This is a genomic window from Mesorhizobium humile (assembly GCF_033977215.1).
Lineage (GTDB): Bacteria > Pseudomonadota > Alphaproteobacteria > Rhizobiales > Rhizobiaceae > Mesorhizobium > Mesorhizobium humile.
Window position 1 is genome coordinate 259,169 of the sequence record NZ_JAVIIV010000002.1, and the last position, 21,294, is coordinate 280,462.

Annotated in this window: 22 protein-coding genes; 14 read left to right on the forward strand and 8 right to left on the reverse strand. The window is 64.1% G+C overall.

From position 1 onward, the window contains the following. Positions 1 to 29 precede the first annotated feature (29 nt). The 3 genes from RFM52_RS04140 to cobO all read left to right on the forward strand — a co-directional run bounded on the left by RFM52_RS04140 (position 30) and on the right by cobO (position 2,010). Positions 30 to 716, forward strand: coding sequence for a gamma-glutamylcyclotransferase (locus RFM52_RS04140; protein ID WP_320295263.1), 687 nt, complete (start codon positions 30 to 32; stop codon positions 714 to 716). Positions 717 to 848: 132 nt separating this feature from the next. Beyond that, on the forward strand, positions 849 to 1,394 hold the full coding sequence (gene cobU / locus RFM52_RS04145; RefSeq protein ID WP_320295264.1) for a bifunctional adenosylcobinamide kinase/adenosylcobinamide-phosphate guanylyltransferase: 546 nt from the start codon (positions 849 to 851) through the stop codon (positions 1,392 to 1,394). A 1-nt stretch (position 1,395) separates the two neighbouring features. Continuing rightward, complete coding sequence (cobO, locus tag RFM52_RS04150) at positions 1,396 to 2,010, forward strand: cob(I)yrinic acid a,c-diamide adenosyltransferase (RefSeq protein ID WP_320295265.1); 615 nt, start codon at positions 1,396 to 1,398, stop codon at positions 2,008 to 2,010. On the opposite strand, the gene cbiB is transcribed toward cobO, so the two are convergent. Continuing rightward, positions 2,007 to 3,014, reverse strand: a complete 1,008-nt coding sequence (cbiB, locus tag RFM52_RS04155) for an adenosylcobinamide-phosphate synthase CbiB (protein ID WP_320295266.1) — start codon at positions 3,012 to 3,014, stop codon at positions 2,007 to 2,009. The genes cobO and cbiB overlap by 4 nt on opposite strands. On the opposite strand from cbiB, the gene cobD reads away from it, so the two are divergent. Then, positions 3,013 to 4,071, forward strand: a complete 1,059-nt coding sequence (cobD, locus tag RFM52_RS04160; RefSeq protein ID WP_320295267.1) for a threonine-phosphate decarboxylase CobD — start codon at positions 3,013 to 3,015, stop codon at positions 4,069 to 4,071. The genes cbiB and cobD overlap by 2 nt on opposite strands. A gap of 106 nt (positions 4,072 to 4,177) precedes the next feature. After that, a complete protein-coding gene (locus tag RFM52_RS04165; protein ID WP_320295268.1) occupies positions 4,178 to 4,687 on the forward strand; it encodes a tyrosine phosphatase family protein in 510 nt (169 codons plus the stop codon). A 13-nt stretch (positions 4,688 to 4,700) separates the two neighbouring features. On the opposite strand, the gene RFM52_RS04170 is transcribed toward RFM52_RS04165, so the two are convergent. Both RFM52_RS04170 and RFM52_RS04175 read right to left on the reverse strand, forming a co-directional pair. Continuing rightward, positions 4,701 to 5,498: a creatininase family protein gene (locus tag RFM52_RS04170; RefSeq protein ID WP_320295269.1), complete on the reverse strand. Its 798-nt coding sequence runs from the start codon at positions 5,496 to 5,498 to the stop codon at positions 4,701 to 4,703. Positions 5,499 to 5,558: 60 nt separating this feature from the next. After that, complete coding sequence (locus tag RFM52_RS04175; RefSeq protein ID WP_320295270.1) at positions 5,559 to 5,942, reverse strand: RidA family protein; 384 nt, start codon at positions 5,940 to 5,942, stop codon at positions 5,559 to 5,561. A gap of 252 nt (positions 5,943 to 6,194) precedes the next feature. On the opposite strand from RFM52_RS04175, the gene RFM52_RS04180 reads away from it, so the two are divergent. The 9 genes from RFM52_RS04180 (at position 6,195) to RFM52_RS04220 (ending at position 13,425) form a co-directional block, all read left to right on the forward strand. Continuing rightward, entirely contained in the window at positions 6,195 to 7,199 is a 1,005-nt protein-coding gene (locus tag RFM52_RS04180) for an ABC transporter substrate-binding protein (RefSeq protein WP_320295271.1), read from the forward strand. 15 nt (positions 7,200 to 7,214) lie between these two features. Beyond that, positions 7,215 to 8,036, forward strand: coding sequence for an ABC transporter ATP-binding protein (locus RFM52_RS04185; protein ID WP_320295272.1), 822 nt, complete (start codon positions 7,215 to 7,217; stop codon positions 8,034 to 8,036). Further along, positions 8,023 to 8,874 (forward strand): ABC transporter permease, encoded by an 852-nt coding sequence (locus tag RFM52_RS04190; RefSeq protein ID WP_320295273.1) that lies wholly within the window; start codon positions 8,023 to 8,025, stop codon positions 8,872 to 8,874. The genes RFM52_RS04185 and RFM52_RS04190 overlap by 14 nt, the downstream gene beginning before the upstream one ends. Before the next feature lie 39 nt (positions 8,875 to 8,913). Next, the gene (locus tag RFM52_RS04195; RefSeq protein ID WP_320295274.1) at positions 8,914 to 10,215 is read left to right on the forward strand and encodes a cytosine deaminase; all 1,302 of its coding nucleotides are present in this window, start codon (positions 8,914 to 8,916) and stop codon (positions 10,213 to 10,215) included. After that, complete coding sequence (locus RFM52_RS04200) at positions 10,215 to 11,612, forward strand: FAD-binding oxidoreductase (protein WP_320295557.1); 1,398 nt, start codon at positions 10,215 to 10,217, stop codon at positions 11,610 to 11,612. Before RFM52_RS04195 ends, RFM52_RS04200 begins: the two co-directional genes overlap by 1 nt. Before the next feature lie 45 nt (positions 11,613 to 11,657). After that, positions 11,658 to 12,239: an NAD(P)H-dependent oxidoreductase gene (locus RFM52_RS04205; RefSeq protein ID WP_320295275.1), complete on the forward strand. Its 582-nt coding sequence runs from the start codon at positions 11,658 to 11,660 to the stop codon at positions 12,237 to 12,239. Further along, positions 12,239 to 12,826 carry an NAD(P)H-dependent oxidoreductase gene (locus tag RFM52_RS04210; protein ID WP_320295276.1) on the forward strand — a complete coding sequence of 196 codons (588 nt, stop codon included), beginning with the start codon at positions 12,239 to 12,241 and terminating at the stop codon, positions 12,824 to 12,826. The genes RFM52_RS04205 and RFM52_RS04210 overlap by 1 nt, the downstream gene beginning before the upstream one ends. Positions 12,827 to 12,904: 78 nt before the next feature. Then, positions 12,905 to 13,138 carry a hypothetical protein gene (locus tag RFM52_RS04215; protein ID WP_320295277.1) on the forward strand — a complete coding sequence of 78 codons (234 nt, stop codon included), beginning with the start codon at positions 12,905 to 12,907 and terminating at the stop codon, positions 13,136 to 13,138. Further along, on the forward strand, positions 13,135 to 13,425 hold the full coding sequence (locus RFM52_RS04220) for a type II toxin-antitoxin system RelE/ParE family toxin (protein WP_320295278.1): 291 nt from the start codon (positions 13,135 to 13,137) through the stop codon (positions 13,423 to 13,425). Before RFM52_RS04215 ends, RFM52_RS04220 begins: the two co-directional genes overlap by 4 nt. 57 nt (positions 13,426 to 13,482) lie before the next feature. On the opposite strand, the gene RFM52_RS04225 is transcribed toward RFM52_RS04220, so the two are convergent. From RFM52_RS04225 to RFM52_RS04245, 5 genes are read right to left on the reverse strand one after another with little or no spacing between them, the layout of a single operon-like run. Beyond that, positions 13,483 to 15,930 carry a GcvT family protein gene (locus RFM52_RS04225; RefSeq protein WP_320295279.1) on the reverse strand — a complete coding sequence of 816 codons (2,448 nt, stop codon included), beginning with the start codon at positions 15,928 to 15,930 and terminating at the stop codon, positions 13,483 to 13,485. Continuing rightward, positions 15,927 to 17,108, reverse strand: a complete 1,182-nt coding sequence (locus RFM52_RS04230) for a pyridoxal phosphate-dependent aminotransferase (protein WP_320295280.1) — start codon at positions 17,106 to 17,108, stop codon at positions 15,927 to 15,929. The genes RFM52_RS04225 and RFM52_RS04230 overlap by 4 nt, the downstream gene beginning before the upstream one ends. Next, positions 17,108 to 18,007, reverse strand: coding sequence for a homocysteine S-methyltransferase family protein (locus tag RFM52_RS04235; protein ID WP_320295281.1), 900 nt, complete (start codon positions 18,005 to 18,007; stop codon positions 17,108 to 17,110). The genes RFM52_RS04230 and RFM52_RS04235 overlap by 1 nt, the downstream gene beginning before the upstream one ends. Next, a complete protein-coding gene (locus RFM52_RS04240) occupies positions 18,004 to 20,457 on the reverse strand; it encodes a GcvT family protein (RefSeq protein WP_320295282.1) in 2,454 nt (817 codons plus the stop codon). Before RFM52_RS04240 ends, RFM52_RS04235 begins: the two co-directional genes overlap by 4 nt. An 18-nt stretch (positions 20,458 to 20,475) precedes the next feature. Further along, complete coding sequence (locus RFM52_RS04245) at positions 20,476 to 21,018, reverse strand: helix-turn-helix domain-containing protein (protein ID WP_430699246.1); 543 nt, start codon at positions 21,016 to 21,018, stop codon at positions 20,476 to 20,478. Positions 21,019 to 21,294: the final 276 nt, after the last annotated feature.

Genomic DNA, 21,294 nt, shown 5'->3' on the forward strand with positions numbered 1-21,294 from the left:
GCCCGCGCGTGAACCTTAAGGTCGCGCGCATGCTGCCAAGAACCATGTCGCTTACCGAGGAACTGGTCGCCCGTTGCTTTCGCACGGTCGAGGATGCGGGGCCGGATCCCGATGCCGCGCATCTGGATGATGCCGACTATGACGCAATGGTGCGCATGCTGGAGGCTCAGCTTCCCGCCAATGAACCGCTCTGGCTGTTTGGCTACGGCTCCCTGATCTGGAAGCCCGAGATCGAGCATATCGAGGAGCGGGTGGCCCTGCTGCGCGGCTGGCACAGATCCTTCTGCATGAACATGACGCGCTGGCGGGGGACCAAGGACAGTCCGGGCCTGATGATGGCGCTGGATCGTGGTGGCCAATGCAAGGGCGTCGCCTTTCGGCTTGGCGAAGGCGACAGGCGCGAGCAACTCGACAAGATCCTGCGGCGCGAGGTGACGCTGAAGCCGACCAGCTACCATCCGCGCCTGCTCAACATGACAAGCAGTGGCGGCCCGTTGCGGGCGCTGGCCTTCGTCATCAACCGGCAGGGTACAACCTATGCCGGTGCATTAAGCGAGGAAAAGGTTGTCGAGAGGCTGGCGACCTCCTGCGGCCATTGGGGTTCGGGCGCCGATTATCTCTACAACACGGTGAAGAACCTGGAGCAACGCGGCATCCACGATGCGCATCTGTGGCGGCTGCAGCAGCTCGTCGCCGCCCGGATCGCCGGCTCGTAGCATCCGTAGGCCGTGCCGCAATCGGGCCGTGCGGTGGCGGAATTTGGTTTGCCGGTGATTGCGCTTCTGCCTAAGGTTCGCGCACCGTCGGCCTTTGGGCTACGAGGAGATTCCAACCTGGAAAGGCAGGGAATGACCGGCGCGACAGCCGCGAGCGGCAATAAAGCTTCCGATCGGAAGCTGATCTTCATCCTGGGCGGCGCACGCTCGGGGAAGAGCTCGCACGCCGAGAACCTGACGATCGCCCATCCATTGCCCTGGACGTACATCGCTACCGCACAGGCCTATGACGACGAGATGCGCGAGCGCATTGCGCTGCACCAGTCGCGGCGTGGCGAAGGCTGGGTCACCGTCGATGCGCCGCTCGACCTTGCCGGCGCGATCGAAGCCTTGCCGGATCACCAGGCTGTGCTGATCGATTGCCTGACATTGTGGCTCACCAATCACATGCTGGCCGAACATGATGTCGAGGCCGAATGCCGGCGGCTGGCGGATGTGCTGTCGCGGCCGCGCGGGCCGTGGTTCCTGGTGTCCAATGAAGTCGGGCTCGGCATCGTGCCCGACAACGCGCTGGCGCGCCGGTTTCGTGACGCCGCCGGCCGGCTCAACCAGCAGGTCGCGGCGATAGCCGATAGTGTGCTGTTGATGGTGGCGGGGCTGCCGCTCAAGGTGAAATGACATGGTCGAGACAGAAGACAAAGAAGCCGAACGCCATCGCGCCAAGATGGCCAAGCGCAAGGCGGTGCAGGATGCCGAGGTGGCCGGCAAGACGATCGAGAAGGGCCTGCTGATCGTCAACACCGGCCCGGGCAAGGGCAAGACCACTGCGGCCTTCGGCCTGGCGCTCAGGATGTTGGGCTATGGCAAGCGCGTCGGCGTCGTCCAGTTCATCAAGGGCAAATGGCATACCGGCGAGAAAGACGCCTTCGCCGCCTTCGGCGACCGCGTCGTCTGGCACGCGATGGGCGAGGGCTTCACCTGGGAGACCCAGGATCTCAAGCGCGACATCGCCGCCGCCGAAGCCGCCTGGGCTAAGGCGCTGGAGCTGATGGCCGATCCGTCGATCAGCCTTGTCGTGCTCGACGAGCTCAACATCGCGCTTCGCTACGATTATCTCGACCTGGAAAGGGTGGTCGCGGCACTGAAGGCGCGCCGCGACGATCTGCATGTCATCGTCACCGGCCGCAATGCCAAGCCGCTGCTTGTCGAGGCGGCCGATTTGGTCACCGAAATGGGCCTGACCAAGCACCATTTCTCGGCGGGCGTGAAAGCCCAGCAGGGGATCGAGTTCTAAAGTGCGCTGGCGCCGTGGCCGCTGATCAAAATGGTCAGGTAGATCACGATCGCCGAGAGGATGGCGAACAGGCCGAGCAGCAGCCAGTCGGCGACACGGTAGAGCTTCAGCGCCTGGCGGATGTCGGTGCTTTCGGCCTCGCGGCGGCCGCCCTCGCCCATGAAAGCGTCCTCGACGACCTCGCCGCCATAGCTGCGCGGTCCGGCGAGCGAAAGCCCCAGCGCGCCGGCCATCGCCGCCTCCGGCCAGCCGGCATTGGGCGAGCGGTGTTTCCTGGCGTCGCGCCGCATGACCAGCCAGGCTTTGCGCGGACTGGCGCCGGGTACAAGAAAGGCCGCCAGCACGATGAGCAGGCCGGTCAGCCGCGACGCCGGCAGGTTGATCAGGTCGTCGAAGCGGGCGGCCGCCCGGCCGAAGGCCTCATATTGCGGCGTCTTATGGCCGATCATCGAATCGGCGGTGTTGGCGGCCTTGTAGGCCGCACCGCCGCCAAGCCCGCCGATGCCGATCCAAAAGGCAGGCGCGACGATGCCGTCGGAGAAGTTTTCGGCCAGGCTTTCGATCGCGGCGCGCGCGACGCCCGCCTTGTCGAGCTTTTCGGGATCGCGGCCGACGATGCGCGACACGGCGATTCGGCCAAGCGTCAGGCCGCCGGTCTCCAGCGCGTCGGCGACCTCCTCGACATGCTCGGCAAGGCTTTTCTGCGACAGCAGCGAGGAGCCGAGGATCGCGGCGATGACGAGGCCCGTGGGGAACATCATCCACAACAGCACATGCAGGGCCAGGCCAATCAGGCCGGGCACCAGCAGAATGACGAGCAAGGCCTGGACGCCGCGGCGGCGACGCAATTCGTCGGAATCCGTCGCGCGGTTGAGCCGGCGATCGAGAAAGGATATCAGCCTGCCGATCCAGGTTACCGGATGGCCGATGGCGTTGAACAGCCAGTCCGGATAGCCGAGGGCACGTTCGACAGCGAGTGACAGGAAAGCGATCAGGATCGACATGAAGCTTCTAAGCGGAGCGATTGCAGCGGTTGATCACGGCGGCAGCCTTGGCCGCGCAAGCGCGCTTTTTCCTCATGCGCCACAACCTTTCGTGGATCTTTCGACAGGTATCAATCCGCACTCCTATCCGCTTTTCGAATTGCCCGCCATCGCCCTGTCACGATTGCCGGAGGCAGCACAACTGCGCGAATTGGCCGAAATTGCGGCTTCGGCCTATGGCGCGCCGTCAGCGGCACACGTGGCGGCGGCGCCCGGCACGCAGATTCTGCTGCCGCGCGTGGCCTCGCTGCTGCGCCCCGGCAAGGCGCTGGTGCTCGGCCCGACCTATGCCGAACACGCCCGGGCCGCGGCCATCGCCGGCCATGCGGTCGCCGAAGTCGGCGATTTCGACGCGCTGGCCGAAGCGGATCTTGCGGTGGTGGTCAATCCCAACAATCCGGACGGGCGGGTGATCGAAAAGGCCCGCCTGCTCGACCTTGCCGCGCGGCTTCGCGCCAAGGGCGGGCTGCTGGTCGTCGACGAGGCTTTCATGGATGTCGGCCCGATCGAGCAAAGCCTGGCCGGCGATGTCGGAGAGGGCGGCATCGTCGTGCTGCGCTCGTTCGGCAAGTTCTTCGGCCTCGCCGGCGTAAGGCTCGGCTTCGCGCTGGCGGATCAACTGACGGCCGAGCGGCTGGATGTGCAGCTAGGGCCCTGGGCGGTGGCTGGTCCGGCGCTCGAATATGGCATCCGCGCGCTGTCGGATGCAAAGTGGCAGGCCGAGATGCGGCAACGCCTGGCACAGGATGCCAGGCGGCTCGACGCGCTGCTTGGCCGATTCGATGTTCCGGTCGCCGGCGGCACCGGCCTGTTCCGCTATCTGTCGTTTCCCGGGGCGTCGGGCCTGTTTTCGGCACTTGGCTCGAGCGGCGTGCTGGTCCGTCACTTTGCCGAGCGGCCGCAGGTCTTGCGCTTCGGTCTGCCGGGCAACGAGGCGGAGTGGCAACGCCTTGAAAGCGCGCTTGCCGCCTGGGCCATAGAGCCGGATGATTTCAGGTCGAAACGACCTGAAATCTGAATCCGGCTCTAAATTAAAAAGAAAGAGCATGATGTCGTCCGAAAACCGCTTCACACTTTTCGGCATCATGCTCTAGGCGCGAGGATGCGCCGAAGGAGATCGAAAGATGATCCACGTCTGTTCACTGTCGAAGGTCGACGAAACCGTGGCAAGGACCGGTGCGCAGCGGCTGCTTTCGCTGCTTGCCGCAGGCACCGAAGTGGTCCGTCCGGCCTCGATCCTGGCGGAAAACCACCTGCATCTGGTCATGCACGACATCGCCATCGCGCAGGAAGGCATGACCATGCCCGGGGAGGAGCATGTCCGCGCCCTGCTCGACTTCGCCTATCGCTGGGACCGGGCAAAGCCGTTGGTTGTGCATTGCTATGCCGGCGTCAGCCGCTCGACCGCGTCGGCCTACATCATCGCGGCGGCGCTTTCGCCCAAGCGCGACGAGATGGAGCTCGCCAAGACGCTGCGTTTCCTCTCGCCGACGGCCACGCCCAATCCACGGCTGATTTCAGTCGCCGACATGCTGCTTCAGCGCGACGGCCGCATGATCGCGGCGATCGATGCGATCGGGCGCGGTGCCGACGCGTTCGAGGGGGTACCCTTCGAACTAACTATTGGAAGTTGAGCCTGCGTTTTAGCTACGACAGCCAGTCCGCAAGCTTCGCCTTACGAACATCCCTGACCAGCTTGATAAAACCGTCGGCCTGCATTTCCGCCGTCAGGCGGCCCTTCTCGGCCGTGGCGATCGAGGCGTCGCCGACCACGCCGTTTGGATTGAGGTCGCTGGCGATCCAGGCGAAGGCGTGCGTTCCGGTGTGGCGCAGCAGGGCAAATTCCTTTTCGGCGCGGGCGACATTGGAGACGAAGTTATCCGCCTTGGTCATGTCGACGAGATCAGGACGGAAGTGCAGCATCAGCGAGGTCTCGACATCGCCGCCATGGATGCCGTGACGGTCCTCGAGCTCGGTGTACATGCCGGCCGGACGGCCGAAACGCTGCCAGCTCGTCTTCACCGACAGCATCTTGGCGCGCACGCGCAATTCGCGCGAGATGATGCCCATGATCTCTTCGTTGCCGCCATGCGAATTGACGATGATCAGTTTCCTCACCCCGGCGCGGGCGACCGAGAGGCCAAGCTCGGTCCAGGCATCGACCAAAGTGGTGGCGGGCAAGGTGAGCGTTCCCGGCGCATGCAGGTGCTCGTTCGACTTGCCGACCGCCTGTACCGGCAAGATGCGGATGTCGAGATCGTCGGGCAGCCGCGCAATCACCGTCTCCAGCATGCCGACCATGATCGAGGTGTCGGTCGAGACCGGCAGATGCGGGCCATGCTGTTCGATCGCCGCCACCGGCAGCACGGCGATGGTCGCTTCGGCGTCGATCGAGGCATATTCGGTCGTCCGGTAGTCGCCCCACCACACTCGTCTTGTCGTCACGTTTCATCTCCCGATTGTTCTGCGTCCGGCCTGAGGTCTAAAGGCTATCCCCGGCAACAGCTAGCCTGCTGCCAACACTTCCACCTCGACCTTGAATTCCGGACGGGCGAAGCCGGAAACGATCATCAGCGTGGAGGCGGGCGCCGGGTCCGAAAAGAGCCGATTGCGGACGTCCATATAGGCCTGCAGGTGTTCGCGGCCGGTGACGAAGGCGTTGATGCGCACGGTGTCGTTCAAGGTCATCCCGGCTTCGCTCAGAATCGCGGCGATGTTCTTGAAGCAGAGCTCGGCCTGCGCTCCGGCGTCCTCGGGAACATGGTCGTCGGCCCCGACGCCCAGCTGACCGGAGCACAGCACCAGCCGTTTTCCAGCGGGTATTTCAACGCCGTGGCTGTAGCGAGCGAAGGGCGGCTTGATGGTCTTGGGGGCAAGGTATTTCAGCATGGCATTCTCCTGTGCGCCTTAAGACTAAGGCTCGATTCATGAAAGCTTCAAGATGCGGTGCATGCCGCCAGGGCGATTATGGACAGGCGTTCAAAAAATAGGCACGATGCCTTTCGTACAGCATGACCCTTCCGGTCTCGGCAATGACTGCCGCGCAAGCGGGCGGCCCGGGCGGTGGCATGTGTCTTGCTTCTTGAACCAATGGTGTCGAGCCCAGCGCGTCGCGCGCCGGAGCCAAGAGAGGGTGAGTTTATGATCGGAAATAGAAAGATCCTGGCGGGGTCGATCGCCTTGCTGGTGGCGGGCACGCTGGCTGCTGCCGCGAACGAGAAGGTGACGTTCGGCACCAACTGGCTGGCCGAGCCGGAGCATGGCGGCTACTATCAGGCCGTTGCCGACGGCACCTACGCCGCCTGCGGCCTCGATGTCACCATCATGCAGGGCGGCCCGCAGGTCAGCGGCCGGCCGATGCTACTGGCCGGCAAGATCGATTTCTATATGGGCGGCAATCTGCTTTCGGCCTTCGACGCCGTGCAGCAGGGCATTCCGATGCGTGTCGTCGCGTCCGACTTCCAGAAGGACCCGCAGGTCATCATGTCCCATCCGGGAGAGGGGCTGGACAAGTGGGAAGACCTCAAGAACGCCGACCAGTACATCATGGGTGACGAAGGCGCGCAGACCTTCTTCCAGTGGATGGTCACAGATCTCGGCTACGATGCCGCCAAGCGCGTGCCCTATACGTTCAATCCGGCGCCCTTCATCGCCAACAAGAAGTCGATCCAGCAGGGCTACGTGACGTCCGAGCCGTTCGCCGTGCAGAAGCAAGGCGGCTTCGTGCCGAACCAGTTTCTGCTCGCCGATTATGGCTGGGATACTTATGCGACGACCATCGAGGTGATGCAGGACACGATCGACAAGCGGCCGGAGGTGGTGCAGTGCTTCGTCGATGGTTCGGCCAAGGGCTGGTACAATTACCTCTACGGCGACAACAAAGCCGCCAACGAGATGATCAAGAAGGACAATCCGGACATGACGGATGAGCAGATCGCCTTCTCGATCGAGCAGCTGAAGAAGTTCGGCGTCGTCGATTCCGGCGATTCGGAAAAGCTCGGCATCGGTGCCATGACCGACGCGCGCATCCAGAGTTTTTACGACAAGATGGTCAAGGCCAAGGTCGCGCAGCCGGGCATCGACATCAAGAAGGCCTACACGCTGGCTTTCATCAACAAGGGCGTTGGGCTGGAGCTGAAGAAGTAAGGCGGCCTGCCTGAGATGATCCAGGAGAAAGTGGCTGAGACGCCGGCGGCATCGGGCGAGGCCCCGATGCTGCTGGCGTTGCGCAATGTCGGCAAGATCTTTTCCAACGGCGTGACGGCGCTGAGCAAGGTCGATCTTGCGATTCGCGAGGGCGATTTCGTCAGCCTGCTCGGCCCGTCCGGCTGCGGCAAGTCGACCGCGCTCAGGCTGATCGCCGGCCTGTCGACGCCGACCTCCGGGCAGCTCGATTGGCGAGGCTCGATCGACCGCTCGAACATCGGCTTCGTCTTCCAGGAGCCGACGCTGCTGCCTTGGGCGAGCGTCTTCGACAATGTCTGGCTGCCGCTCAGGCTGAAAGGCGTGTCGCGTGCCAAGGCCGAACCGGCGGTGATGGAGATGCTGGCGCGCGTCCATCTCACCGGCTTCGAGAACGCCGTGCCGCGCGAGCTCTCCGGCGGCATGAAGATGCGCGTCTCGATCGCCCGGGCAATGGTGACCAAGCCGCGCATCCTTCTGATGGACGAACCCTTCGCCGCACTCGACGAGATCACTCGCTTCAAGCTCAACAACGACCTTCTGGAACTGTGGCAGGACGAGCGTTTCACCGTGGTCTTCGTCACCCACAGCGTCTTCGAGAGCGTGTTCCTGTCCAGCCGCGTCGTTGTCATGGCCGCGCGGCCGGGCCGCGTTTTCGGCGAGCTCCCCATCAGCGCGCCCTATCCGCGCGACGAGGTGTTCCGGACTTCACCCGACTACGCCGCGCTTTGCCGGCAGGCCTCGGACGTGCTGGTCGACGCCATCAACTCAACCGCCGGACCTCATCATGACGGCCATTGACGACACTGCATTGAAGCTCGATCCCGAGGAGGCGCGCCGCGCGCGCCAGGAGCGGCTGGAACGGATCGGCAAATGGGTGCTGCCGCTGGCGATCATGGTGCTGGCGATCTGGCTTTGGGATCGCATCTGCGTCTGGAACGAGATCCCGCAATACATCCTGCCGCGGCCGGGCGTGGTGCTGCAGACGCTGCACAATGATGCGGGGCTGCTGTTCTCCTCGCTGCTGGTGACGCTCAGGATCACCTTCCTAAGCCTGCTTCTCGCCGTAATCGGCGGCGTCGGGCTGGCGGTTCTGTTCGCGCAGTCGAAATGGGTGGAGATGTCGTTCTTCCCCTTCGCCATCGTGCTGCAGGTGACGCCTATCGTCGCAATCTTTCCGTTGATCAACATCTATGTGAACAACCAGACCGTCAAACTGCTGCTCTGCGCCTGGATCGTCGCCTTCTTCCCGATCCTCTCCAACACGACCCTCGGCCTGAACTCGGTCGACAGAAACCTGCGCGACTTGTTCAAGCTCAACGGCGCGACACGCTGGCAGCAATTGCGCTATCTGCGGCTGCCGGCGGCGATGCCCTATTTCCTCGGCGGGTTGAAGATCGCCGGCGGCCTGTCGCTGATCGGTGCGGTGGTCGCCGAATTCGTCGCTGGCGCGCAGGGGCAGTCGTCGGGCCTCGCCTCGCGCATCATCGAGGCAGGCTACCGGCTCAACGCTCCCAGGTTGTTCGCGGCGCTGATCCTGATCTCGCTCACCGGGATACTGATCTTCCTGGTGCTGTCGCTGGTGTCGCACCTCATCCTGCGCCGCTGGCACGAGAGCGCTCTGAAGCAGGAGCGCTAGAGTGGTTGAAGCAGCAGTGGAAATCGCGAGGACCAGATCTTGATACCTGCCTCTGGTTCCTACCGGCTCACCAATGCCCGTGTTCATCGGTCGCTGACGCCCGGCCTTGCGGTGCCCTTCGACGCGGATGGTTTCGCGCTGGCTGAGCTGGCCGTCGCCGACGGCAAGATCGCGAGCATTGTCGCCCAAGCAAGGTCGAAGGCGCAGGCCGACGCGATCGACCTTGCCGGCCGGATCGTGCTGCCCTGCTTCGTCGACTGCCACACCCATATCGACAAGGGCCATATCTGGCCGCGAAAACCCAATCCCGACGGCACGTTCATGGGCGCGCTCAACGCCACCGGCGCCGATCGCACCGCGCGCTGGAGCGCCGAGGATGTGGCGCGCCGCATGGATTTCTCGCTGCGCTCAGCCTATGCGCATGGAACCAAGGCCTTGCGCACGCATCTCGACAGTGTCGCGCCGCAGGAAGAAATCTCCTGGCCGGTGTTTGAGATGATGCGGGAAAAATGGCGCGGGCGGATCGACCTGCAGGCCGCGTGCCTGCTCGGAATCGAAGGCGTGCGCGACAAGAAATGGTTCGAGAAATTGGCGAAGCGCGTCGCCGCGGCCAAGGGTGTGCTGGGTGTCGTGACCTACATGGTGCCCGATCTCGAGGAACTGCTTGACCAGGTTTTCGCGCAGGCGATCAAGCATGGGCTCGATCTCGATTTCCATGCCGACGAGACCGACGATGTCGCGGCCATCTCGTTGAAGAAGATCGCAGAGGCTTCGCTGTGGAACGGTTTTGAGGGCAACATCCTGGTCGGCCATTGCTGCTCGCTGGCGCGCCAGCCCGACCTCGAGGTGCTCGACACGCTGGACAAGGTGGCGAAGGCGCGGCTCGCCGTGGTGTCGCTGCCGATGTGCAACCTCTATCTGCAGGACCGCCGCAACAACGAGACGACGCCGCGCTGGCGCGGCGTGACGCTGCTGCACGAGATGAGGGCGCGTGGCATCAAGGTGGCGGTCGCCTCCGACAACACGCGCGATCCATTCTACGCCTATGGCGATCTCGACATGCTGGAGGTCTACCGCATGGCGACGCGCATCCTGCATTTCGATCATCCGGTCGGCGACTGGCCGAAGGCGGTGGCGGCGACGCCGGCCGAGGTGATGCGGCTCGATGGCGCCGGGACGCTTGCCGCCGGCGGCAGCGCGGACTTCATCGTCTTCAAGGGGCGGAGCTGGACCGAATTGCTGTCGCGGCCCGAATCGGATCGCATCGTGGTGCGCCAGGGCAGGGCGATCGAACGCCAACTGCCCGACTATGCCGAACTCGACGAACTGATGGTGGGATGATGGATATCGCTGCGCTGAAGCGCGATCTTGACGGAATCAAGGTTGACGACCATCCGGCCATCGTCCAGCAGAAGAGCCGCGACTTCTACTGGTACAGTCCGGTGCTGAAAGCGCAGCTCGACAACGTCAAGGGCGACCTGATCGTCACGCCGAAGAACGAGGATGAGGTCATCCGCGTTCTCGCCGCCTGCCACAAGCACGGCGTTCCGGTGACGCCGCGCGGCAGCGGCACAGGCAATTACGGGCAGGCGATGCCGCTGTCGGGCGGCGTGGTGCTCAACCTCGCCGAGATGAAAGAGATAAAGACGATCGCGCCCGGGCGCGTGGTGACCGGGCCAGGCGCGGTTCTGGCCGACATCGACAAGGCGACGCGGGCGCATTCCGTTCAGGAACTCAGGATGTCGCCGTCCACTTACAACACGGCCTCGATCGGCGGCTTCGTCGCCGGCGGTTCGGGCGGCGTCGGCTCGATCCGCTGGGGTGGCTTGCGCGACCTCGGCAATGTCATCCGGCTGAGGACCGTGACCATGGAAGCCGAGCCGCGTGTCATGGATCTCACCGGTGAGGACGTGCTCAAGGTCATGCACGCCTACGGCACCAACGGCATCATCACCGAGGTCGAGATGCCGCTGACCGCTTCTTACGACTGGATCGACGCCATCGTCGGCTTCGACGATTTCATGGACGCGGCCGGCTTCGGCAACGACCTCGCTATCCAGGACGGCATATTGGCGAAGCTGATCACGCCGATCGCGGCACCCATCCCTTACGACTATTTCAAGCGGCACCAGAAATTCTTCCGGCGTGAGCAGAGCATCGTGGTCTGCATGATCGCGCCACACGCGATGGACGCTTTCGTCGCCTTCGTGCGCAGCACCAAAGGCGAGATCGTTTTCCGGGCCGACCGGGAGGCAGACCTCAAGGGACTGCCGCCGGCCTACGAACTGACCTGGAACCACACGACGCTGCGGGCGATCCGGGTCGATCCGACCATCACCTATCTCCAGGCTCGCTATCCGTCGCCGGATCATCTGGCCCACGTCAAGGCGATGGTCGAGCGCTTCGGCGACGAGGTGCCGGCGCATCTCGAATTCATCCGCTTCGACGGGGCGATCGGCGCGGCAGGCCTGCCGCTGGTGCGCTTCACCACGGAAGAGCGGCTGGACGAGATCATCCGCATCCACGAGGACAATGGCTGCTGGATCTTCAACCCCCACCGCTACACACTGGAGGAGGGAGGCATGAAGCGAACGGACGAAGCGCAGCTTGCCTTCAAGCGCGCGACCGATCCGCAAGGGCTGCTCAACCCAGGCAAGATGATCGCCTGGGAGAACCCTGCCTATGACTATCGCTCGGGTAAGCCCTTCCTGTTCCAAGGGCTGCAAAAGGCGAGTTGAGCCGATGGCGAACGTGCGGCGCGCTGACCCGCGGGATGCTCTTCCGTGAAAATCCTCGTCCTCTACGCTCATCCGGTTGAGACCAGCTTCAACGCCGGCCTGCACAGGACGATCGTCGAGCGGCTCGCCGCGGCGGGGCATGCGGTCGACGACTGCGACCTCTATGCCGAGGACTTCGATCCCAGGCTCACACGCGTCGAGCGGCTCGGCTACCACGATCCGCGCGGGCCGGACGACGCGGTCGCCGGCTATGTCGAAAGACTGCAGGACGCCGAAGCGCTGGTGCTGTCGTTTCCGGTCTGGAATTACGGCTATCCGGCGATCCTGAAAGGTTTCTTCGACCGCGTCTTCCTGCCCGGCGTGTCGTTCAAGCTGGTCGACGGCAAGGTGCGGCCGACGCTGCACAACATCCGAAAAATGGCGGCCATCACCACCTATGGCGGCAGCCGTTTTCGCGCCATGCTGATGGGCGATCCGCCGCGCAAGATCGTCAAGCGCATGCTGCGGGCCACGATCAAGCCCGGCGCTCCCGTCTCCTATCTCGCGCATTATTCGATGAATCTGTCGACCGACGAGACGCGCAACGTCTTCATGGCGAAGGTCGCGGCCACGATGGACGCTTTCTGATGCGCGTGCTGGTGGTTTATTGCCATCCAGTGCCGGAGAGTTATTGCGCGGCGATCCGCGATACTGCCGTCGAGGTGCTGAAGGGGCGGGGTTGGGATGTGCGGCTGCTCGACCTTTATGCCGAGAATTTCGATCCGGTGATGAACTGCGAGGAGCGGCGCTTCTACAACGACCGGGCGCCGAAAGACCCGGCACTGGCACCGCATTTCGAGCATCTGCAATGGGCGCAGGCGATCCTCTTCATCTATCCGACCTGGTGGTACGGCCTGCCGGCGATGCTGAAGGGATGGTTCGACCGCGTGTGGGCCACGGACATCGCCTTCAAACTGCCAGGCGGCAGGGGGCGGATCACGTCGCTGATGCGGTATGTGACCAAGGTCGGCGTCATCACCACCTGCGGCGCGCCGACCTGGTGGAGCGTCGTCGTCGGCCAGCCCGGCCGCAAGACCATCCTGCGCGGCATGCGGGCGCTGTGCGCCACGCGCTGCAAGACGTTTTTCCTGGCACACTATTTGATGGATGCCTCGACGCCGAAGAGCAGGGCCGGATTTTTGGTCAAAGTTCGCAGAACGCTGGAGCGGTTTTAGGGGACGTCAGCGATCCTGCGGGATAGCGCCGAACGGGTTTGCCTTTTTTTATGCGGAAATGAAGTGCATATTAATGGCATGACCAAGCTTTTCGAACATGCTGTCGAACGCGTCCGCACCTTGCCTCCTGAATTGCAAGACGAGTATGCGCGTGTCCTCTTGCGCCTCGCGGGTGACGACGGAGACGAACCTGTTCATCAACTGAGCCGAGAGGAAAAAGCCTCGCTCGCGATGTCCCGGGCGCAGGCTGCACGCGGTGAATTTGCAACCGACGAGGAAGTTCGTGCTGTTTGGGCGAAGCACGGCCTTTGAAGCTTCGTTATACACTGGCGGCGTTGGCCGAGTTGGATGAGGTTCTCGGCAATATAGCATTGCAGTCACCCAAAGGAGCGAGGCGGATCCAAGCCAGACTCCATGCGGTCATCAATTTATTGCTTGAACATCCCCTAAGCGGCGTCGCTACAGACGAAAGGCCGATGCGCCGGATCGTCGTGAGGCCTTATCCGTACCTGATCTACTACGAGCCTTCCGCCGACGAAATCGTGATTGTCGGTATTCGTCATGGTGCTCGCGATCCCTCAACCATGCCGGACAAGTAACAACGGTCCCATGGTCACGCCTGCGGGCAATCCTGCCCGACGCGGACAGAAAAAAGGCTACATCCTCGTCCGTTCCGCTTTCGGGTCATACATCGGCTTCAGCGATGCCTCGGCCGCGAAGCGCTCGCCGGCGATTTCCACCTCATAGGACGAGCCCAGCACGTCCGCCTCGCTTTCGCCCTGGCACGGCACGTAGCCGAGGCCGATCGCGCCGCCGAGATGGTGGCCGTAATTGCCTGATGTGATCGGGCCGACGATCTTGCCGTCGCGCAGGATCGCCTCGTTGTGGAAGAGCAGAGGCTGCGGGTCTTTCAGGCGGAACTGCACCAGCCGGCGTGACAGGCCGGCTTCCTTTTTCCTGAGCACGGCGTCGCGGCCGATGAAGCCGGCTTTGCTCGTCTTGACGGCAAAGCCCAGGCCCGCCTCCAGGACATTGTCCTCGTCGGTGATGTCGTGGCCGAAATGGCGGAAGGCCTTTTCGATACGGCAGGAATCGAGCGTATGCAGGCCGCAAAGCTTCAGGCCGACCTCGGCGCCGGCCTCAGTGAGTGCCTCGAAAACATGGGCGGCCTGCTCGGTCGAGACATAGAGCTCCCAGCCGAGCTCGCCGACATAGGTGACGCGGTGCGCCCGGGCGAGGCCCATGCCGATCTCGATCTCCTGAAACGTGCCGAACGGATTGGCTTCGTTGGAAAAATCGTTCGGGCTGACCTTCTGGATCAATTTTCGCGAGTCAGGCCCCATGACGCAGATGACGGCTTCGGCGGCGGTCACGTCGCTGATAACGACGAACGCGTCGGCGACGTGCCTGCGCAGCCAGGCGAGGTCGCGCTGCAGCGTGGCGCCCGGCACGACGAGCAAATAGGCCGTTTCGGAAAGCCGGGTCACGGTGAGGTCGCTCTCGATGCCGCCGCGCTGGTTGAGCATCTGCGTGTAGACGATCTTGCCCGGCGCGACGTCCATGTCGTTGGCACAGAGCCGCTGCAGGAAGGCACAGGCGTCGTGGCCCTCGACGCGGATCTTGCCGAAGGAGGTCATGTCGAACAGGCCGACGCCGTTGCGCACGGCAAGATGTTCTTCGCGCTGGTTGTCGAACCAGTTCTGCCGCTTCCAGGAATAGCGGTACTCGCGCTCCTGGCCGTCACGCGCGAACCAGTTGGCGCGCTCCCAGCCCGCCACTTCGCCGAAGACGGCGCCACGCGCCTTGAGATGTTCATGCAAAGGCGAGCGGCGCACGCCGCGCGAGGTCGCCATCTGGCGATAGGGGAAATGGTCGGCGTAGAGCAGACCGAGCGTCTCCGACACGCGCTCCTTCAGATAGCGGCGGTTCTTCTGGAAAGGTTGCGCGCGGCGGATGTCGACCTCCCAGAGGTCGAAGGGCGCTTCGCCGTCATTGATCCATTGCGCCAGCGCCATGCCGGCGCCGCCGGAAGAGACGATACCGATCGAATTGTAGCCGGTCGCCATCCAGTAGCCGGCGAGTTCCGGCGCCTCGCCGAGATAGTAGCGGTCGTCGGGCGTGAAACTTTCGGGGCCGTTGAAGAAGGTATGGATGCCGGCGGTGCCCAGCATCGGCATGCGGTTGACGCCCATTTCGAGGATCGGCTCGAAATGGTCCATGTCCTCGGGCAACTGGTCGAAGCAGAAATCCTCGCGGATGCCGTCCATGCCCCAGGGTTTTGCCACCGGCTCGAAAGCACCGAGCATCATCTTGCCGGCGTCTTCCTTGTAGTAGGCGCACTCGTCCGGCACGCGCAGCACCGGCAGGCGCGACAGGCCCGGGATCGGCTCGGTGACGAGATAGAAATGCTCGCAGGCGTGCAGCGGAATGGTGACGCCGTTCTGCCGCCCAAGCTCGCGCGCCCACATGCCGGCGCAGTTGACCACGATGTCGGTCTCGATCGTGCCTTGCTCCTCGCCCTGCGCCCAGGAGACGCCCGAGACGCGGCCGTTCCTGGTGTGGACCTTGGTGACCTTGACGTTCTCGATGATCGTCGCACCGCGCTGGCGCGCGCCCTTGGCCAGCGCCATGGCGATGTTGGCCGGATCGCACTGGCCGTCGAGCGGTAAATGCACGGCGCCGACCACGTCCGACACATTGAGATGCGGATACATTTCTTTGACTTCGCTCGGCGAAATCTCGCGCACATCGACATCGAAGGCGCGGGCCAGCGATGCCTGCCGGTAGATCTCGTGCTTGCGCTCCTCGGTCAGCGCCACGGTGATCGAGCCAACCTGGCGCATGCCGGTGCCGACCTCGGTTTCGGCTTCGAGCTTGACGTAGAGGTCGGCCGAATATTTCGCCAGCCGGGTCATGTTCTGCGAGCCGCGCAACTGGCCGATCAGGCCGGCCGCGTGCCAGGTGGTGCCTGAGGTGAGCTGCTTGCGCTCGAGCAGCACGATGTCGGTCCACCCGAGCTTGGCCAGGTGATAGGCGACCGAGCAGCCGGAGACGCCGCCGCCGATGATCACCGCGCGGGCCTTGGTCGGAATGGTCTTGGTCATGCGGCCTCGCGGCGATAGTTGGAAGCGAAGCGGCGAACACGAAGCGCTGCTTCCTTGAGGATGGCTTCGGACTGGCAGAGGCTGATGCGGATGTGCCCGGCGGCGGCGTCGCCGAAGCTCGATCCGGGCATAACACCGACCTTTTCCTTGTCGAGCAGCGCCCAGGCGAATTTCTCGTCGTCCGGCTCGACGGCGGAGACATCGAGCATGATGTACATGCCGCCTTCGGAGCCGCGCACGGTGACCTCATTGGCGCCCCGCAGGGCGTCGAGGAAGACGGTGCGCCGCGCGGCATAGCGCTCGGCGATGTCCTTCACGCCATAGTGGTTCTCCAGCGCCTCGGCGCAGGCGATCGAGATGAAGGCCGGCAGGCCGTAGGTCGTGACCAGATTGAGGTCGATCATCAGCGCGATCATCGCCTTCGGCCCGGTCAGCCAGCCCATGCGCCAGCCGGTCATGCCGTGGCTTTTCGACATGGAGTTGATGACCAGCGTGCGCTCGGCCATGTCGGGAAGCGAACGCGGCGAGATGTGCTCGCCGCCGCCAAGCGTCCAGTAGACCTCGTCCGACAGCAGCCAGAGGTCATGCTCCTTGCAGATTTCGGCCAGTTGCTCGAGCCGTTCGCGCGAATAGACAGCACCCGTCGGGTTGTTCGGCGTGTTGATCAGGATGGCGCGGGTATTGGGCTTGAGCGCGGCGCGGATCATGTCCGCGCGGGGTTGAAACCCGTCTTCGGCCGGCGTCTCGACCACGGTGAAGCTGGCGCCGGCGGCGCTGAAGGTATTGGGGTAGGTGGCGTAATAGGGTGCGACGACGATGGCGTGATCGCCCGGATCGAGCACGCCCTGCACGGCGGCATAGAGCGCCCCCTGGCCACCGGCCGTGGCGATGACCTCGTCGGGTTCGGTCAGAATGCCGCTGCAGGCGGTGGAGGCCGCCGCCATAGCCTTGCGCAGGCGCGGCAGGCCGGGGAGCGGCGTGTAGTGATGGTTGCTGCCGCGCACGGCGGTCACGCAGGCCTCGATCGTTTCCGACGGCGTGTCGAAGTCATGGTCGCCGACGGACAGCACGATGATGTCTTCGCCAGCCTGCTTGCGGGTCCAGGCGGCGAAGTGGACTTCCCAACCATCCTTGCCCGAAGGCACGATGCCGGTAATGCGTTTTGACGGTTTTGGCATCAGGACACTCCCGAGATCTGGTGGCCGGCCTGTGTGAGCTTGTCGCGCAGGGCGGCAATGTGGGCAGGGCCAACCTCGCAGCAGCCGCCGACAATTCCGGCGCCGGCATCGACCCAGCTGATAGCCTGGTCGGCATAGGCTTGCGGATCGAGATCATGGCGGGCATGCAGCACCTCGACGGTGCCGCCATGCTTCAGCGCCTCGACCGAGGTGAAACCGTTGGCATAGGCGCCCACCGGTCCACCCAGCGCGACGAGTTCGGGCAAGGCGGCGGCGATGGCCTCGGGCCGGCAGCAGTTGAGCAGCCTAGCGGCGACCGGCAGGTCGCCGAGGGCGTCCGCCGCGGCGGCAATGGTTTCGCCGCTGCGCAGGCGTGGCGTGCCATGATCGGCGAGCGTCCAGGACACCCATACCGGCTTGCCGCTCTCCGACGCCGCGGTGACGGCCGCGCGGGCCTCCTCGGCGGAAGCCATCGTCTCGCACAGGAACAGATCGACGCCGTCCGCCTGCTCGGCAACAATGCGGCGATAGATGTCGAGCGTGTCCTCGAATGATATGGTCAGCGCCGGCGCGTAGCTGCCGAACAGAGGCGACAGGCAACCGGCAATCGCAGTGTCGCCGGCCTCGTCACGAGCCTGGTGGGCCAGTTCGATGCCGCGCTTCTGCAAAGGCTTGAACAGATCTTCGGCGCCCTCGCGCGCCAGGCGTTCCGGCGTTGCCGAATAAGTGTTGATGGTGATGACACGCGCACCGGCACGGATGAATTCCGCATGCAGGTCGCGCACCAGGTCCGGCTCGTCGATCAGGACCCTGGCCGACCACAACGGCGTCGGCTCGGACCTGCTGCGCCGGACCAGTTCTTGGCCCATGCCGCCGTCAGTGAGGATGACGGAGGTCATGCCCGCAACCTCTCATTCTTCGGATCCCACAGCGGCTCGTCGTTCTGGACGATGGCCTTGAAGCGATCGCCGAAAATCTCGACTTCGATGGCCGTACCCGGCTGCGTGAGATCGGCGCGCAGCATGCCAAGCGCAATCGACTTGCCGACGCGGTGGCCCCAGCCGCCCGACGTCGTCTCGCCGACGATGCTGCCGCCGTGCCAGAGCGTCGACATATAGGGCGCGTCGCAGTCGCCGGGATTTTCGACCACCAGCGTGACGAAGCGCTTCTTCACGCCCTGCTGCTTTTCATTGAGCAAGGCCGTCTTGCCGCGGAAGTCGGGCTTGTCCCATTTGACGAAGCGCTCCAGGCCGCCCTGCAGGATCGAATAGTCGGTCGAGAGATCGCCCTTCCAGGCGCGGTAGCCTTTCTCCAGCCGCAGCGAATCCAGCGCATACATACCGAACGGCTTCAGCCCGTGCTTCTGGCCGGCGGCCCAGACGGCGTCGAAGACGGTCGCCGTGTCCGCGACCTTGGTGTGGATCTCCCAGCCGAGCTCGCCGGCGAAGGAGACGCGCACCAATTTCGCCCAGCGGCCGGCGATGGTCGTTTCCTGATGCGTCAGCCAGGGCAGCGAGAGATCGGCGTCGCTGACTTCGGCCAGGATCTTGCGCGAGTTCGGGCCGGCGAGAATTTGCGTGGAATATTCCTCCGTCCGGTCGGTCAGCGTGAAGGCCGCGTCGGCGGGCATGCGCGACTTCAGCCATTCGAAATCGTGCCACTGCGCCACCGCCGCCGTGATCAGCGTCATCTGGTCCTCGCCATGGCGCACCACCGACATTTCGGTGACGATGCGGCCCTTGTCGTCGGCGAAATAGACGAGGCCGATGCGGCCAGGCTTCGGCACAAGACCGGTGACCTGCGTTGCCAACCAGTCGGCCGCGCCCGGACCTTCGAGGTTGAAGCGCGAGAAGCCGGGCAGGTCGAGGATACCCGCGGCGTCGCGCACCGCCAGGCATTCCTCGCGCACGCGCTGCTGCCAGGGCCCGTCGCGGCGGAAGGTCAGCGTCGCTTCCTCGGACGTGTCGTCGCCCGGCCCGGCATACCAGGTGGCGCGCTCCCAGCCATTATAGGCGTCGAACTGGCCGCCCAGCGCCTTGATGCGATCATGCAGCGGCGAAAGCTTTCGGTCGCGCCCGGCCGGCCAGGCATGGCGCGGGAACTGGATGGCGTATTCGTTGCCGTAGATTTCCATGCCCTTGGCGACGCAGTAGTCGGGCGCCGACGCAAAGCTGGTGAAGCGGCGCGGATCGCAGGACCACATGTCCCATTCGGTCTGGCCTTCGGTCACCCATTCGGCCAGCACCTTGCCGGCGCCGCCGCCTTGCGCGATGCCGAAGGTGAAGACGCAGGCCTCGAAGGCGTTCGGCACGCCGGGCATCGGCCCGATCAGCGGGTTGCCGTCCGGCGCATAGGGGATCGGTCCGTTGATCACCTTGGAGAGGCCGGCGGTGCCGAGGATCGGCACGCGGGCGACGGCGTCGGCCAGGTAATGCTCGAGGCGGTCGAGATCGTCGGGGAAAAGCTGGAAGGAAAAATCCTCCGGCATCGGGTCGTTGTGGCCAGCCCAGTGCGCGCGGCAATTGCGCTCATAGGGGCCGAGATTCATGCCGCTCTTTTCCTGGCGCAAATAGTAGGACGTGTCGACGTCGCGCAGCAGCGGCAATTTGTGGCCTTGTTCCTTCGTCCAGGCGGCGAGTTCGGGGATCTCCTCGAACAGGATGTACTGATGGCTCATCACCATCATCGGCACTTCGCGGCCGAACATTTTTCCGACTTCGGCGGCGCGGTAGCCGGCGGCGTTGATGACGATCTCGCAGCGGATTTCGCCCTGCGGCGTGGCGACCACCCATTCGCCGTTTTCGCGGCGCACGCCGGTGACCGGGCAGAAGCGGATGATCTTGGCGCCCATGTCGCGCGCGCCCTTGGCTAAAGCCTGTGTCAGCTGCGCCGGGTCGATGTCGCCGTCGCTCGGATCATAGAGCGCGCCCTTCAGCTCATGCGTCTCGATGAAGGGATAGCGGCGCTTGATCTCGTCGAGGCCGACGACGTCGATGTCCATGCCCTGATAACGGCCCATGCCCTTGGCGCGCTGGAATTCCTGCATGCGCTCCTTGCTATGGGCAAGCCGGAGCGAGCCGGTGACATGGTAGTTCATCGGATAGTCGACCGCTTCGGCGAGCCCCCGGTAGAGCTCGGTCGAGTAGCGCTGCATGTTCATCAGCGACCAGGACGAGGAGAAGGTCGGCACGTTGCCGGCGGCATGCCAGGTCGAGCCGGAGGTCAGCTCGTTCTTTTCCAAAAGCACGCAGTCGGTCCAACCCGCCTTGCAGAGATGATAGAGCGATGAGCAGCCGACGACACCGCCCCCGATGATCACCACGCGTGCCGTGGTCGGCAAACCCGCCATGTCTTCCTCCAAAGTTACTCAATATACCGGCGGTGAAACCACCCAGATGACCACCGCCGGCTCGGCGCCGGGATTGCGCCAGCGGAACGGCTTGCCCTCGAAGCGGAACGAGTCGCCTTCGCCGAGACGATGCCAGACGCCGTCGATCTCGATCTCGAACGTGCCCGACGCGACATAGCCCGCTTCTTCCGTGGGACGGCGCGTTTCGGTCTTCAGCTCCGCGCCCGGCGCGAAGACCGAGCGCAGCATCTCGAAGCTACCGCCGAGGTCGGGCGATAGAAGCTCCTCCACCAGGCCGGATTCACTTGTGCCAAGCGAGCGGCGGCTGCCCGCGCGCACGACCACGCCGCGTTCCTCTTCGACAGGCACATCATGACTGAAGAACAGGCTGATCGGAACGTCGAAGAGGCTGGCGAATGCCCTCAAGTCACCGAGCGAAGGAACCGAGAGGCCGCGCTCGACCTGGCTGACCCAACCGACCGAACGGCTTAACTTGAGCGCAATTTCGGCGAGCGTGAGACCGCGCGCCTTGCGGAGCGCACGGATGTCGCCGGCCAGCAGCCGGTCGCCATTGTCCTGCTCCGATTTGGTCGCGGTTGGAGTCAAAGGTTGCTCGTGAAAAAATCTGGATAAATTTCATGAGAGGATAAAATCATGAAAAAATCAAGGAGATTTTCATAGGCCACAAGATTTGCTTGCGCGTTTTCGGCGGTTGATGCAAAGGCTCGCGCACGAGCGGCGAGTGGGGCGTCCGGTCGGGGACCAGTTTTAGCTTATAGTCTGCGGATGGTCGTTAAGGAAACCGGGTTGCGGGTTTCTGGCCATGCCAAAAGGGAC